Annotated in this window: 12 protein-coding genes; 2 read left to right on the top strand and 10 right to left on the bottom strand. The window is 62.0% G+C overall.

All coding sequences use genetic code 11. The features are described from left to right. Nucleotides 1-60: 60 nt before the first annotated feature. On the bottom strand, nucleotides 61-2,142 hold the full coding sequence (locus tag AC07W7_RS24045) for a carboxy terminal-processing peptidase (RefSeq protein WP_169864631.1): 2,082 nt from the start codon (nucleotides 2,140-2,142) through the stop codon (nucleotides 61-63). Nucleotides 2,143-2,280: 138 nt separating this feature from the next. Between AC07W7_RS24045 and AC07W7_RS24050 the strand changes: the two genes are divergently transcribed. Further along, complete coding sequence (locus tag AC07W7_RS24050) at nucleotides 2,281-3,243, top strand: zinc-binding dehydrogenase (protein ID WP_169898753.1); 963 nt, start codon at nucleotides 2,281-2,283, stop codon at nucleotides 3,241-3,243. 154 nt (nucleotides 3,244-3,397) lie between these two features. Here the strand turns inward: AC07W7_RS24050 and AC07W7_RS24055 are convergent, their stop codons facing one another. The 6 genes from AC07W7_RS24055 to AC07W7_RS24080 form a co-directional block, all read right to left on the bottom strand. Next, nucleotides 3,398-4,051: an HAD family hydrolase gene (locus AC07W7_RS24055; RefSeq protein ID WP_169864627.1), complete on the bottom strand. Its 654-nt coding sequence runs from the start codon at nucleotides 4,049-4,051 to the stop codon at nucleotides 3,398-3,400. Nucleotides 4,052-4,082: 31 nt separating this feature from the next. After that, entirely contained in the window at nucleotides 4,083-5,072 is a 990-nt protein-coding gene (locus tag AC07W7_RS24060) for an ABC transporter ATP-binding protein (protein WP_169901135.1), read from the bottom strand. Then, nucleotides 5,069-5,869: an ABC transporter permease gene (locus tag AC07W7_RS24065; protein WP_029292823.1), complete on the bottom strand. Its 801-nt coding sequence runs from the start codon at nucleotides 5,867-5,869 to the stop codon at nucleotides 5,069-5,071. Before AC07W7_RS24065 ends, AC07W7_RS24060 begins: the two co-directional genes overlap by 4 nt. Further along, complete coding sequence (locus AC07W7_RS24070) at nucleotides 5,856-6,701, bottom strand: ABC transporter permease (protein ID WP_099168739.1); 846 nt, start codon at nucleotides 6,699-6,701, stop codon at nucleotides 5,856-5,858. Before AC07W7_RS24070 ends, AC07W7_RS24065 begins: the two co-directional genes overlap by 14 nt. Next, complete coding sequence (locus tag AC07W7_RS24075; RefSeq protein WP_495040252.1) at nucleotides 6,698-7,504, bottom strand: alkaline phosphatase family protein; 807 nt, start codon at nucleotides 7,502-7,504, stop codon at nucleotides 6,698-6,700. Before AC07W7_RS24075 ends, AC07W7_RS24070 begins: the two co-directional genes overlap by 4 nt. A 139-nt stretch (nucleotides 7,505-7,643) precedes the next feature. Then, nucleotides 7,644-8,711, bottom strand: a complete 1,068-nt coding sequence (locus AC07W7_RS24080) for an ABC transporter substrate-binding protein (protein WP_495040253.1) — start codon at nucleotides 8,709-8,711, stop codon at nucleotides 7,644-7,646. Between the two features lie 350 nt (nucleotides 8,712-9,061). On the opposite strand from AC07W7_RS24080, the gene AC07W7_RS24085 reads away from it, so the two are divergent. After that, nucleotides 9,062-9,775, top strand: coding sequence for a UTRA domain-containing protein (locus AC07W7_RS24085; RefSeq protein WP_169864620.1), 714 nt, complete (start codon nucleotides 9,062-9,064; stop codon nucleotides 9,773-9,775). Here AC07W7_RS24085 and AC07W7_RS24090 read toward each other — a convergent pair. The 3 genes from AC07W7_RS24090 to AC07W7_RS24100 all read right to left on the bottom strand — a co-directional run bounded on the left by AC07W7_RS24090 (nucleotide 9,751) and on the right by AC07W7_RS24100 (nucleotide 13,638). Then, nucleotides 9,751-11,928 (bottom strand): mechanosensitive ion channel family protein, encoded by a 2,178-nt coding sequence (locus AC07W7_RS24090; protein WP_495040254.1) that lies wholly within the window; start codon nucleotides 11,926-11,928, stop codon nucleotides 9,751-9,753. The genes AC07W7_RS24085 and AC07W7_RS24090 overlap by 25 nt on opposite strands. Nucleotides 11,929-12,000: 72 nt before the next feature. Continuing rightward, nucleotides 12,001-12,177, bottom strand: coding sequence for a hypothetical protein (locus tag AC07W7_RS24095; protein ID WP_169864616.1), 177 nt, complete (start codon nucleotides 12,175-12,177; stop codon nucleotides 12,001-12,003). A 171-nt stretch (nucleotides 12,178-12,348) separates the two neighbouring features. Continuing rightward, entirely contained in the window at nucleotides 12,349-13,638 is a 1,290-nt protein-coding gene (locus AC07W7_RS24100; protein WP_029300406.1) for a M18 family aminopeptidase, read from the bottom strand. Nucleotides 13,639-13,794 lie beyond the last annotated feature (156 nt).

Here is a 13,794-nt window from a genome sequence, read left to right on the forward strand (position 1 = left end):
CGACAGAATGATGTCTGTTTGATGACGCTCAGTGGAGCGACAACATTAAATTGCCATCATTTACTGCTTGGCCACCGTCTTACTGATTTTCAGGTAGTCCAGCAGAATCCGCCCGGTTTCGCTCAGGTAGGCATCATCTTCCGGCTTGGTCTTTTCAGGTTCGGTCGGCAGCGCGTCTTCGTCTTCTTTCTTCAGCTCCTTGAGCGGGTCTTCACCCTTGGCCTTGCGGCGGGTGTTTTCCAGGGCCAGTTGCTGGTTCTCGATATCGGTGTGCTGCGCACGGCGGTCCACTTCATTGAGGCTGACGGTCTTCTCGGCCATCAGCTTCTTGGCCAGGGCCAGCTTGTCGCGGATAAACACGAACTCGGCATCCTTGGCCGAGCGCAGGTCATGTTGGGCCTTGAGCTGGGTCAGGTACGGCTTGAAGGGGTCCGATGCCGGCTTGATGGCTGGACGGATGGTGTCCCAAGGCATGGCTTCGGGCAGGGCGCTTTCGCCGATTTCCTTGGTGTCGATGATCGACGGGAAATCAATGTCCGGCAGGACGCCCTGGTGCTGGGTGCTCTGCCCGGAAACCCGGTAGAACTTGGCCAGGGTCAGCTTCAGCTCGCCATGGTTGAGCGGCTGGATCGTCTGCACCGTGCCTTTGCCGAAGGTCTGGCCACCGATGATCAGCGCACGGTGGTAGTCCTGCATGGCGCCGGCAAAAATCTCCGAGGCCGAGGCCGAGAGACGGTTGACCAGCAACGCCATCGGGCCTTTGTAGAAGGCGCCCGGGTTTTCGTCTTCCAGCACATCCACACGGCCGTCAGCGTTGCGCACCAACACGGTCGGGCCCTTGTCGATAAACAGGCTGGTCAGCTCGGTGGCTTCCTGCAACGAGCCGCCGCCGTTGTTGCGCAGGTCGATGACCACGCCGTCGACCTTCTCTTTGGTCAGCTCGGTGAGGATCTTCTTCACGTCGCGGGTGGTGCTCTTGTAGTCTGGGTCGCCGGCACGGAAGGCCTTGAAGTCCAGGTAGAACGCCGGGATTTCAATGACGCCCAGCTTGTAGTCCTTGCCATCCTGCTTGAGGTTGAGGACTTTCTTCTGCACGGCCTGGTCTTCGAGCTTCACTGCTTCGCGGGTGATCGACACGACCTTGCTGGTCTGGTCGTTCGGCGCGTTGGTGTGTGGAATCACTTCCAGGCGCACCACGCTGCCCTTGGGTCCGCGGATCAGCTTGACCACTTCGTCCAGGCGCCAGCCGACCACGTCGACCATCTCTTTGTCGGCCTGGGCCACGCCGATGATCTTGTCGGCCGGGGCGACCTGCTTGGTCTTGTCCGCCGGCCCTGCCGGCACCAGGCGCACGATCTTGACCTGATCGTTGTCGCTCTGCAGCACGGCACCGATGCCTTCGAGGGACAGACTCATGTTGATATCAAAATTTTCCGCGTTATCGGGCGACAGATAATTGGTGTGCGGATCGTAGGACATCGCGAAGGTGTTGATATAGGCCTGGAAGATATCTTCGGCGCGGGTCTGTTCCAGGCGGCTCAACTGATTCTTGTAGCGCTTGGTCAGCAGTTCCTGGATCGCCTTGGGCTCTTTGCCAGCGATCTTCAGGCGCAGGACTTCATCTTTGACGCGCTTGCGCCACAGGTCATCCAGGGCGGCGGTGCTGGTCAGCCACGGGGCCTCCTTGCGATCCACCAGCAGGGTTTCCTTCTGGGTGAAGTCGAGCTTGTCCACGCCTTTGTTCAACTCACCGAGGGCGAAGTCCAGACGCGCTTTGACGCGGTCCAGGTAACGCTTGTAAATGGTGAAGCCCGGCTGCAGGTCGCCGCTCTTGAGGAAGTCGTCGAACTGGGTCTTCCACTTGTCGAACTCGGCGATATCGCTGGCCAGGAAGTAGCTGCGCGAGGGATCCAGCAGCTTGAGGTAGCTGTCATAGATGATCACCGAGCGCGCATCGTCCAGCGGTGGCTTGCTGTAATGGTGGCGCTTGAGCAACTCGACGACGTTAAGGCTGGCAATCACCTCATCGCGATCAGGCTGAAGTTTGTCCCAGCTATTGGCTGCGAACGTATTGGTCGACAGCGGCAACAGGCCGAGACCAATGAAAAGAGCGAGGGCGGTGCTGGGGAACAAATGCTTCATGCTGATTCGACGCGGGGGCAATTGATAACGCATATTAGGCCGTCTTTGAAGTCGCCGGTTCCATGTGGGCCGGTCGCATAATGCAAAAAGCCCGGCGCTACAGCAACGGGCTCAGTCCAGACTCACTATGGAGGCACTGTGAAAGCATTGCAAGGCGTTGAAGGTCATGTAGCGTGGGTTGAGACCCCGAGTCCTACGTGCGATGTAGGGCAAGTTCGCATTCGGGTGGCGGCAGCCGGCCTCAATCGGGCGGATTTATTACAGCGTGCAGGGCTCTATCCGCCACCGCCCGGGGTCAGCGAAGTGCTGGGCCTGGAATGCTCCGGGGTGATCAGCGAGGTCGGCGCCGGCTCGTCCTGGCAGGTTGGGGATCGGGTCTGTGCGCTGCTGGCGGGCGGCGGCATGGCGCAGGAAGTGGTGGTGGACGCGCGCCACGTGCTGCCGGTGCCGCAAGGGTTGTCCCTGGCCGAAGCCGCTGCGTTGCCCGAGGTGTACAGCACCGCCTGGCTCAACCTATTCCAGCTGGCGGCGCTCAAACCCGGTGAAAAGGTGCTGTTGCACGCCGGCGCCAGTGGCGTCGGCTCGGCGGCAATCCAGCTGTGCAAGGCCTTTGGCAGCCCGTGCTGGGTCAGCGTCGGCTCGGCGGACCGCCTGGCCTACTGCGAGGAGCTTGGCGCCCAAGGTGGTGTGGTACGTACCGACGGCATCGAGAGCCTGGGGGATTTTGGCCCGTTCGACGTGATTCTCGACCCGGTGGGCGGCAACTATGCCGCCATTAACCTCAAGCTCCTGGCCCGCGACGGTCGTTGGGTGCTGATCGGCTTGATGGGCGGGCGCGAAGCCCAGTTGGACCTGGCACAGGTGCTGGCCAAGCGCGTGCAAGTGCTGGGCTCGACCTTGCGCAGCCGTGATGATCAGTTCAAGGCCGATTTGTTCAGTGATCTAAGCCAGCATGTATGGCCGTTGTTTGGCGAAGGGCGGTTGAGTCCGCAGTTGGCCAAGACCTTTGCGATCACGGATGCTGAGGCGGCGTTTGCGGCGTTGGCGACCAACCAGATTTCCGGGAAGCTGGTGCTGGTGATCGACGAGAGCCTGGCTTGAGGCCAATCCCGAATTGAAACCGGGTCAAAAGTGTGGGAGCGGGCTTGCTCGCGATAGCGGTATGTCAGTTAACAACTATATCGACTGATCCACCGCTATCGCGAGCAAGCCTGCTCCCACATTTCGATGGGGTTTCAAGTCAGGAAACGTACTGTCAGGCCCACTGGTGGATCGGCCAGCCGGCCTGTTCGGCATGGGCGCGCAACACCGGATCCGGGTTGACCACCTGCGGGTAATCGACCTTGCTCAACAACGGCAGGTCATTGCGCGAATCCGAGTAGAAGTACGCGCCCTCCAGGCTTTCACCTTCCTGCTCCAGCCACTGCATCAAGCGGGTGATCTTGCCTTCGCGGTAGGTCAGGACACCCACGGTCTTGCCGCTGTACACGCCGTGGGCCACCTCCAGTTCAATCCCCAGTACTTCATCGATGCCAATGCGTGCCGCAATCGGCGTGACCAAGTGCGTGCCCGAGGCCGAGATCACCAGGATCCGGTCACCGTTCTGGCGGTGGCGGGCAATGGTCTTGGTGGCGTCGCTGTAGATCAGCGGTTCGATACTGTCTTCCACCCACGGCTCCACCAGGTGCGCGACTTCTTCCGGGGTGCGGCCGATCATCGGCTCCAGGCTGAAGTCCATGAACTCTTCCATGGCCAACTCGCCGCGACTGTAGGCGGCCATCAACTCGTGGTTCTTGCGCATGAACGATTCGCGGTCCACCCAGCCCAGGCGGGCCATCTGTTCGCTCCAGAGGGTGGCGCAGTCGCCGTGGATCAGGGTGTCGTCCAGATCAAAAATTACCAAAGCCATCAGTCATGTTTCCTTAATGAACACTGCATCCTCAGGCTACCTCACACAGCGCACTGGGATCGATGGAAAGTGCCAGGCGTTGCCCGTCTGGGTGCAGATCCTGGGCCGAGCGGTTGAGCACGTCCACTACCAATTCGATGCCGCGGGCCTCGACGCGATAGCGGATCACGTTACCCAACAGGCTATGGCTGCGTACCAGGGCGTCCAGCTCGCCGCTGCGGTTCAGTTCGATGGACTCGGGGCGAATCGCAATACGGCTGCTGACCGGACGCTGCAACAGCTTACTGGCCTGCTCGGCGTCCAGCAGGTTGTAGTTGCCGATAAAGCCGGCGGCGAAAGCGTCCACTGGGGCGGTGTAGAGGGTTTCGGCGTCGCCGCTCTGCACGATCTTGCCCTGGTTCATCAGGAAGATGCGGTCGGACATGACCAGGGCTTCTTCCTGGTCATGGGTCACAAAAATCGTGGTCAGCCCCAGTTCCCGCTGGATCTGGCGGATTTGTTCGCGCAGGTGTTTGCGGATCCGCGCATCCAGCGCCGACAGCGGCTCATCGAGCAGCAGCAGGCGCGGCCGGGTGACCAGGGAGCGGGCGAGGGCGACGCGCTGGCACTGGCCGCCGGACATCTGGTGCGGATAGCGCCCGGCCAGGTCCTTGAGTTCCACCAGTTGCAGCACTTCCTGGACGCGCTTGTGGCTGTCGTCGGCGTTGACCTTCTGCATGCGCAGGCCGAAGGCGACGTTCTGTTCCACGGTCATATTGGGGAACAGCGCGTAGCTCTGGAACACCATGCCGATATGGCGCTTCTGCGGGCTCAGCGGCACGATATCCTGGCCGTCCAGCAGGATCTGCCCGCTGTCCACCGGCGTCAGGCCGGCGATGCAGCGCAGCAGCGTGGACTTGCCGCAACCGGACGGGCCGAGCAGGGTCACGAATTCGCCCTTGGCGATCTCGCAGTTGATATCACTGAACACCGGGGTGGCGGCGTAGCTTTTTTGCAGGTGCTGGACGCTGACGAAGCTCATTGGCTTTTGTCCTTGTTCAAGAGGTTGGCGGCCCAGGTGAGCAGCAGCACGAAAAGGAAATAGGAAATGACCACGGCGCTGGTGAAGTGGCCGCTGCTGTTGCGCATATTGTTGAGGTACACCTGCAAGGTCTCGTAGCGCGTGCCGACCAGGATATTGGCGAACACAAACTCGCCGAACAGGAACGAGAACGACAGCAGCAACGCCACCATCAGGCCCTTGCGCAGGTTGGGCAGCACCACCAGGATCGCCGCCTGCCAGGTGCTGGCGCCGAGCAGTTGGGCGGCGTCCATCAGGTCACGCAGGTTGATCGCCTGCAGGTTGTTGGTGATCGCGCGGTACATGAACGGCAACGCCACGGTGAAGTAGCAGCCGATCAGGATCCACGGCGTGCCGACCATGGCCAGCGGCCCCGAGCCATACAGCTGCAACAGCCCCACCGACGACACCACCGGCGGCACCGCGAAGGGCAGCAGGATCAGGATATTCATCAGCGCGTCGAGCCTGGGGAAGTGGTAGTGCACCACGAACAGCAGCGGCAGGATCAGCACCACCGACAGGATCAGCGCGCCGACGCACACCAGCAGCGATTGGCCAAAGGCATGCAAAAAGCGCGGGTCGCTCCACAGTTGCACATACCACTTGAAGGTAAAGCCGGCGGGCAGGATGGTGGCCGACCAACTGCTGGCGAGGGAGTACACCAGGGTGCCGATCAGCGGCAGCACCAGGATCGCGAACAGCAGGTACACCACCACGCGATGATAGAGGGCAACGGGGCTGGCTTCAGCGCGAGACATGGTAGCTCCTCTTGAGCAGCAGTTGATGGACCACGGTGACCACGGTCATCAGCGCCACCAGGATTACGGCCAGGGCGCTGGCCATGTTCGGGTCCAGGGAAATGTCGCCGGACACCATCGCTGCGATGCGGATCGGCAACACGTTGAAGTTGCCGGTGGTCAACGCATACACCGTGGCATAGGCGCCCAGGGCATTGGCCACCAGGATCACAAAGGTCCCCAGCAGCGCCGGCGTCAGTACCGGCAGGCCGATATGCCGCCAGTACTGCCAGCCACTGGCGCCCAGCAGCGCGGCGGACTCGCGCCAGTCTTCACGCAGGGCATCGAAGGCCGGGTACAGCAGCAACACGCCGAGGGGGATCTGGAAATAGGTGTAGAGGATGATCAGGCCGGTCTTGGAGTACAGGTTGAAGTCCTGAATGATCCCGGCCTGCTTGAGCATGATGGTGATGCTGCCGTTGAACCCCAGCAGGATGATGAAGGCAAAGGCCAGGGGCACGCCGGAGAAGTTGCTGGTCATGTTGGCGAAGGCGGTGACGAAGTTGCGCAGTGGCGAATCCACCTTGCGCAACGAGTAGCTGCCGAGCACGGCGATGATGATACCGAACACGCTGGAGTAGAAACTCAGCTCCAGGCTGTACTGGATTGCCTGCAGGTAGAACTTCGAGCTGAAGATCCTGCTGAAGTTGGCCAGGCCCCAGCCGAACTCTTCCGATTGCAGGCTGTTGACCATCACCCAGAACAGCGGCGCGATCTGGAACACGATAAAAAACAGGGCGAAAGGCACCAGGCACAAGGCGGCCAGCCATTTGCCACGGATCACTGAATTCACTTCAACAGCTCCTGGCAGACAGGTTTGTCGTGGGCAACGCCCAGCAGGGCGCAGACGGTGCCGCAGATCTCGGTTTGCGTGGGCAGGGCCTTGGGGTCGAGGCTGAACGCACTACCGAAGACAAACAGTGGTACTTCGCGCTCCTCCGGCAACAGGCCGTTGTGGGAGCGGTCGTTGTTCATGCCGTGGTCGGCGGTGACCAGCACCTGGTAGCCGGCGTCGAGCCAGCCTTGCAGGTAGTCGGCCAGGATAATGTCGGCCGAACGGGCGCTGTTGCGGTATTGCGCGGTGTCGAGGCCGAACTTGTGGCCGGCGTCGTCGATATTCATCGGGTGCACCAGCAAAAAGTTCGGTGTGTGCTTGAGGCGCAGGCTTTCGGCATCGGCCAACAGGTGGGCGTCGGGGTAATGATCGCTCCAGTAGAAGTGCCCATGCTGGATCGCCAGGGCCGGGTCGTCGATATGCCGGTCGCGGGCGGCGATAAACGGCGAGCGGTTATACAGCTCGCTGACCCAATGGTAGGCCGCCGCCGCCGTGGTCAGGCCGGCCGCGGTGGCGTAATGGAAAATGCTGCGCTGGTTGGACAGGCGCGAGACGTGGTTGTGCACGATACCGCTGTCGATCGGCGCCACGCCGGTGAGGATGCATTCGTACAGCGGGCGCGAGAGCGCGGGCAATTGGCATTCCAGCTTGTACAGCGCCGCGCGCCCGGCGCCGACATAGGCCTGCAGGTGCCCCATGGCATGCCGGGCGACCTCGTAGTTCAGGCCGTCGAGCACCACAAGGATGACGTTGTGCTTCATAGGGGCAGGGGCTCCTCGGTGGTTCTTCTGGAACCGGATCAACTGTGGGAGCTGGCTTGCCTGCGATAACGGTGCATCAGCCGATACACGTGTTGAATGTCATACCGCTATCGCAGGCAAGCCAGCTCTCACCCAGGGCTTATTGCATGTTGATAATGACTTCTTCCTGCCACTTCTGCGGCAAGCCCTTGGAGGTCTTCTCCCAGGCATCGGCGTCCTTGATCGGGGTCACGCCCTTGTACTGCTCGTTCGGCAGCAGCTTGGCCTGCACTTCAGCGGGCAGGGTCAGGTGCTCGGCCCGGATCGGCCGGGCATTGCCCTTGGCCAGGTTGATCTGCCCGGCATCGCTGAAGATGTACTCGCGGGTCAGCTTGGCGGCGTTGGGGTGCTTGGCGTATTTGTTGATGATGGTGGTGTAGCCGGAAATCACCGAGCCATCCGAGGGGATCAGCACCACGTAGTCATCCGGGTTGGCCATCTTGGCCTTGTAGCTCAGGCCGTTGAAGTCCCAGACCACGCCCACTTCGACTTCGCCTTTTTCCATGGTGGCGATGGTCGGGTTGGCCAGGGAGATACGCCCCTGCTTGGCGATCTCGGCGAACATCAGCAGCGCTGGCTGGATATTCTTCTCGTTGCCGCCAGTAGCCAGGGCAGCGGCCAGCACACCGTTGGCGGCCTGGGCGGCGGTGCTCACGTCACCAATCGAGACTTTGTACTTGCCGCTCTTCAGGTCAGACCACTTGGTCGGTACTTCGGAGCCGTGCAGCAGCTTTTTGTTGACGATAAACGCGATGGTGCCGGTGTAGGCCAGTGCCCAGTTGCCGTCCTTGTCCTTGGCCCAGTCCGGGATCTGCTCCCAGGTGCTGGGCTTGTAGGGTTGGGTCACGCCCTGCTTGACCGCGATCGGTCCGAAGGCTGCACCCACGTCACCGATGTCGGCGCTGGCATTGTCTTTTTCTGCGGCGAACTTGGCGATTTCCTGGGCCGAACTCATGTCGGTATCGATGTGCTTGAGGCCGTATTTCGATGCCAGGTCTTCCCAGGTACCGCGCCAGTTGGCCCAGTCATCGGGCATGCCGACGCTGTTCACGGCGCCTTCTGCCTTGGCGGCAGCTTCCAGGGTTTTCAAATCGGTGTCAGCGGCCATGGCGGCGGTGCACATGGCAATGGTCGAGCCTAACAGTGATGCCAGGAAAAGCTGTTTCATCCGAAGCTCCTTTGGGCGTTTTCAACGCTGCGTTTTTTTTGATGGCGCGGTGGGTTTGGTCTAGGTCAGCAATACACGAGCCAATTTAGGCGCGCTGGATGACAGTTTCATGTCGGTGTCGTTTTTAAAGCACCTGGCCAGGCGTCTGCCGGGTAAGCGTAGACCAGGGCCATGGCCCCGTAATCCCTGGACTTGGCCGATGTATTGCAGGGCGTGTGAGGTGGTGGCGCCAGGCGCTGTCATCTGTCGGTCATGTGTAATGCCTAGGCTTGCACGCAATAGCCGTCGCCCATACCCGGGGCATTTGGCGCACCCAAACAGTGCTGGCCTAGTCCAGATAGGTAACGTTGATGCGTGATGAGGCAACCAAAGCGGTGACAGCCATTGGCCTGGCGCTGCAAGAGCAGATCAGCCACGGTTTATTGAGCCCGGCGAGCAAATTGCCGGCCGAGCGCAAACTCAGTGAGTTGTTTGGTACCACCCGCATCACTGTGCGCGAAGCCTTGCTGCAACTGGAGGCCCAGGGCCAGATCTACCGCGAGGAACGCCGTGGCTGGTTTGTCTCGCCGCCCCGGCTGGCCTACAACCTGATGCAGCGCAGCCACTTCCACGCCATGGTCGGCGCCCAGGATCGTGTGCCTTCTACCGAAGTCATTTCGGCACGCCTGCAACCGGCGTCGGCCGCCGTATGCGCGTGGCTGCAATTGCCGGCGCTGTCCAGCGTGATCCAGATCTGCCGCAGGCGGCGTATTGATGGGCGGTTGGTGCTGTATGTGGAGCACTACCTCAACCCCCGGTATTTTCCGGGGATCCTGGCGTGTGACCTGAACGAGTCGATGACTGAGCTGTACGCTCGCAACTACGACCTGCACTACGGGCGCGTGCGCTTTGAAATTGTGCCGACCTCATTGCCGGTGGACGCGGCAGCAGCCCTGAAGGTCTCGGCGGGCAGCCCCGGGCTGCGGATCGCCCGGGTCAATTACGATCAGCATCAGCGCCTGATCGATTGCGACCTGGAGTTCTGGCGCCATGATGCGATTCACGTCGGGGTCGATGTGACCTGAACATCCTGCGGGCCGCTCGCCGCCGTCACCACCTGCACACTCAAGCGCGGCATCGCCAGGTCCATCCCGGCCTCATCCAGGTGGCGCTTGAGCGACAGGTTGAACGCCCGTGACACTTCCCACTGTTTGATCGGCGCGGTCTTGAAGCGCGCACGCAGGATGGCGTTGCCGGACTCGAAGCTCTCCACACCCTGGAACTCCAGGGGCGACCAGATATTGCGGCGTTGCAGCGGGTCTGCGCGCATTTTCTGGCCGACGTCGCGCATCAGCTTGATCGCCGTGTCGATGTCCATGCTGGCGGGCACCGCGACGCGGAAAATCGCATAGCCGAATTCCCGCGAGTAGTTCTTGATGCTCTTGATCTCGCTGAATGGGATGGTATGCACGATGCCGTCGATATCGCGCAGGCGCACGGTACGGATGGTCAGGCCTTCGACGGTGCCGAGGTGGCCGCCGACGTCCACGTAGTCATCGATGGCCAGGGAGTCTTCGATGATGATGAACAGGCCGGTGATCAAGTCCGCCACCAGTGACTGTGCGCCAAAGCCGATGGCCAGGCCGATCACACCGGCACCGGCCAGCAGGGGCGTGACGTTCATGCCCATGTTTGCCAGGGCGACGATGGCGGCGATGATAAAGATCGTTATGAACAGCACGTTGCGGATCAACGGCATCATGGTCTGCGCCCGCGCATTGGCCAGGCCTTTGCGCGAGCGGGTGAGGGCGTGGTGGATCGCGGTGTCGCTGAGGATCCAGATCAGCCAGGCGAACAGCAGGGTGCCTGCGAGGCCGAACAGCTTGACGCTGATCTCATGCCCGTCGCCCTCGGTAAAGCGGATCAGCGACCAGCCCCAGACCCGCAGGCCCAGTTCGATAAACACCAGCCATACCGCCAGGTGGGCCAGGGTGTAGACGAAGCTTTTCAGGCGCTCGGAATACAGCGCATGGCGCTTGTGCCCGCGCAGGGGCTTGAGGGCGTGGCGGCGCACCAGGCCGTTGATCACCATGCACAGCACCAGCAACACCGTGCACAGTAATGACTGGCGCAAGGCGGTGCTGGTATCGCCGGCGGACACGAAGGTGGCAAACAGCGAAATACCCACCAGCAGCAGCGCGGGCAGGTACCAGAAGGTGCCGATGATCTCGATCGTATCGCTCAGGGCGCGGCGGGTCAGGCGCCGGGACAGCGGCTGGTTGCGGATCAGGTGCGCGATGGGCCGGCGAAAGCGCAGGATAAACACGCCGGTGGACAGTGCAGCCAGCACATTGGCGAGCGTCGCGGCGCTGTGGGCCAGGTGGGTGCCCAGGGCTTCGGTCAGGCGCGGATCGCTCAAGGCCTCGCCGAAGGCGGCGAAGCTGCCGATCAGCCACAGCGGGCGAAATGCCTGGTGGCGCAGGATATACAGGGCGCGGTGACGGTGCGGGCCGTCGAGCACGGAAAAGGCGATGACACAGATCGCCGAAAAACACGTGCCGATCACCAGCGCGTACGCCAGCACCATCGCCAGGGACTTGCCCAGGGACGAGGGCAGGGCGTAACTGAGGTAGACGGTGATCACCAGGGCAATCAGCCAGGGGCCGAGCTTGCGCAAGGCAAAGCGCAGCATGTCCCAGGTCTTGGGGTGTTGCGGCAGCTCTTCGCTGAGGCCAAAGCGCAGGCGCACCCAATGGCCGAGCCAGATCAGCGCGGCGGCCAGCAGGCTCCAGAGCAGCAGCACCACGGCAAAGCCAAAGATGATCGGCAGCCATTCGCTGGCGGGCAGCATCAGCGCGGCCAGCTCGGTCTTGGCCTGGTCGAACTCGACGGACCAGCGGTTGAGCGGGCTGTCGGCGCCGGCAAACTGTTGTTCCAGGTTGGCCAGGGTGCCGCCGATCAAGCTCAGTACCCCTTGATCGGCCTCCGGCTGGGCCTTTTTCGTGGCTTCGCGCAGCTTTTTCAGGTCGGCCAGCAGCTTGGTGCGCTGCTGGTCGTTTTCCAGGGTCTTGATCACCTCGTCCAACGACTGGCCCAACGGCATGTCGGCCTGTGGCTGGGCTTTGGTGCCGCTGCCCAGGATGCCTGGCAGGCCGACTGCCTGGGCAGGGGCGATGGGCAACAGGATCAGCAGGCACAGAAGCAGGCAGTGGGGCAGGGCAAACAGACGGGCAAGCACGAGGCGGTCAACCTTGGAAACGACAGATCGCCCGAGTGTACGAGGGCGCTATGCCCAATGCGAGTGCATTTGTTATTCGGCCAGTTTCGCGAGGATCCGGTAGACGATGGTGGCGAGGATCAGCAGCATGCCGATCCACATGCCAAACACACCGAGGTTCTTGTCGCGGAAGTTGAAGCCCACGGCCAGCAGGATCATGCCCGCGAGGATGGGGATGAGCATGGCGTGGAAGGCGGACATAGAGATCATAGTGGGGACGACCTTGTCGTAGAGAGATGCCTGTCAGTTTAGGCGGGATTGGCGCGGGGTGCCTTGATGTGGGTCAGATAGCGCCGCAGTGCGCTCGAAATCGCCATCGCGGGCAAGCCCCCACACCCAATGTGGGAGCGGGCTTGCCCGCGATTGGCCGCAGCGCCACTGTCAGGGCAGGTCGCGACTCGCATAAAACGCACTCAGCACCTTCACCAGGTGCGCCAGGTCGTGGCTGCCGCACAGCTCGCGGATCGAGTGCATGGCGAAGGTCGGCAGGCCGATATCCACAGTGCGCACGCCCAGGTGGCTGGCGGTGATCGGGCCGATGGTCGAGCCACAGCCCATGTCGCTGCGCACCACGAAGCTCTGCACCGGCACTTCTTCGGCCATGCACAGGTGGCGGAAGAACCCGGCGGTTTCGCTGTTGGTGGCGTAGCGCTGGTTGCTGTTGACCTTGATCACCGGGCCGGCATTGAGTTTCGGGCCGTGGTTGGCGTCGTGCTTGTCGGCATAGTTGGGGTGGATGCCGTGGGCATTGTCGGCAGACACCAGCAGCGACTTCTGAATCGCACGTACGAACTCATCACCTTCAGGCAGCAGGCGACGCAGGGTCTGTTCCAGCATCGGGCCGTCGGCACCACAGGCCGAGCAGGAGCCGACTTCTTCGTGGTCGGTACACACCAGCACGCAGGTTTCGTCGGTCTCGCTGGTGAGCAGGGCTTGCAGGCCGGCGTAGCACGACAGCAGATTGTCCAGGCGGGCGCCGGCGATAAAGTCGCCATGCAGGCCAATCACCGCCGCACCTTGGGTGTCGTAGAAACTCAGCTCGTAGTCGAGCACCACATCAGCGTTCAACCCATGCTCGCGAGCCAGTTGGTCGGTGAGCACGGCGCGAAAGTCCACGCGCTCGTCACCGGCAAATTGCGCGAGGATCGGCGGCAGCTCGGTCTGGGCATTGATCGCCCAGCCCTGGTTGGCTTCACGGTTCAGGTGGATGGCCAGGTTGGGGATGATGGCAATCGGCAGCTTGAAGTCGATCAACTGGCTTTCGACCTTGCCGTCACGCCGGAACGTTACGCGCCCGGCCAGGGACAGGTCACGGTCGAACCACGGCGCCAGCAGCGCGCCGCCATAGACTTCTACCCCCAACTGCCAGAAGCCCTGGCGTTGCAGCTCGGGTTGCGGCTTGACCCGCAGGCACGGGCTGTCGGTATGGGCGCCGACCAGGCGGATGCCGTCGTGCAGGGGCGACTGGCGGCCCATCTTGAAGGCGATGATCGAGGAGTCGTTGCGGGTCACGTAGTAGCGACCGTTGGCCTCGGTGGTCCAGGTCTCGCGCTCGTCGAGGCGCTGGAAACCGGCAGCTTCCAGGCGCTGGGCCAGGGCCGCAGTGGCATGAAAGGGAGTGGGAGAGGCCTTGAGGAAGTCGATCAGGCCTTGATTCAACGCTTCGCGCATAAGTAGCTCCAGACAGCAATGGCGCGAGTTTACCGTATTGGCTCAGGATTTGGCTTGAAGCTACTTTCTTAAGTGCAACACAAGACCCTGTAGGAGCTGGCTTGCCTGCGATAGCGGTGTGTCAGGTCAGGATATTTCATTGACACACCGCTATCG

It is taken from the genome of Pseudomonas sp. GW821-FHT01D09 (genome assembly GCF_059422465.1).

Bases quoted from the DNA above. Each gene is read 5' to 3' on its own strand.
- AC07W7_RS24075 (WP_495040252.1), bottom strand. From the start codon at position 7,504: ATGAAGCACAACGTCATCCTTGTGGTGCTCGACGGCCTGAACTACGAG.
- AC07W7_RS24095 (WP_169864616.1), bottom strand. From the start codon at position 12,177: ATGATCTCTATGTCCGCCTTCCACGCCATGCTCATCCCCATCCTCGCG.
- AC07W7_RS24060 (WP_169901135.1), bottom strand. From the start codon at position 5,072: ATGAGCTTCGTCAGCGTCCAGCACCTGCAAAAAAGCTACGCCGCCACC.
- AC07W7_RS24055 (WP_169864627.1), bottom strand. From the start codon at position 4,051: ATGGCTTTGGTAATTTTTGATCTGGACGACACCCTGATCCACGGCGAC.
- AC07W7_RS24045 (WP_169864631.1), bottom strand. From the start codon at position 2,142: ATGAAGCATTTGTTCCCCAGCACCGCCCTCGCTCTTTTCATTGGTCTC.
- AC07W7_RS24085 (WP_169864620.1), top strand. From the start codon at position 9,062: ATGCGTGATGAGGCAACCAAAGCGGTGACAGCCATTGGCCTGGCGCTG.
- AC07W7_RS24065 (WP_029292823.1), bottom strand. From the start codon at position 5,869: ATGTCTCGCGCTGAAGCCAGCCCCGTTGCCCTCTATCATCGCGTGGTG.
- AC07W7_RS24080 (WP_495040253.1), bottom strand. From the start codon at position 8,711: ATGAAACAGCTTTTCCTGGCATCACTGTTAGGCTCGACCATTGCCATG.
- AC07W7_RS24100 (WP_029300406.1), bottom strand. From the start codon at position 13,638: ATGCGCGAAGCGTTGAATCAAGGCCTGATCGACTTCCTCAAGGCCTCT.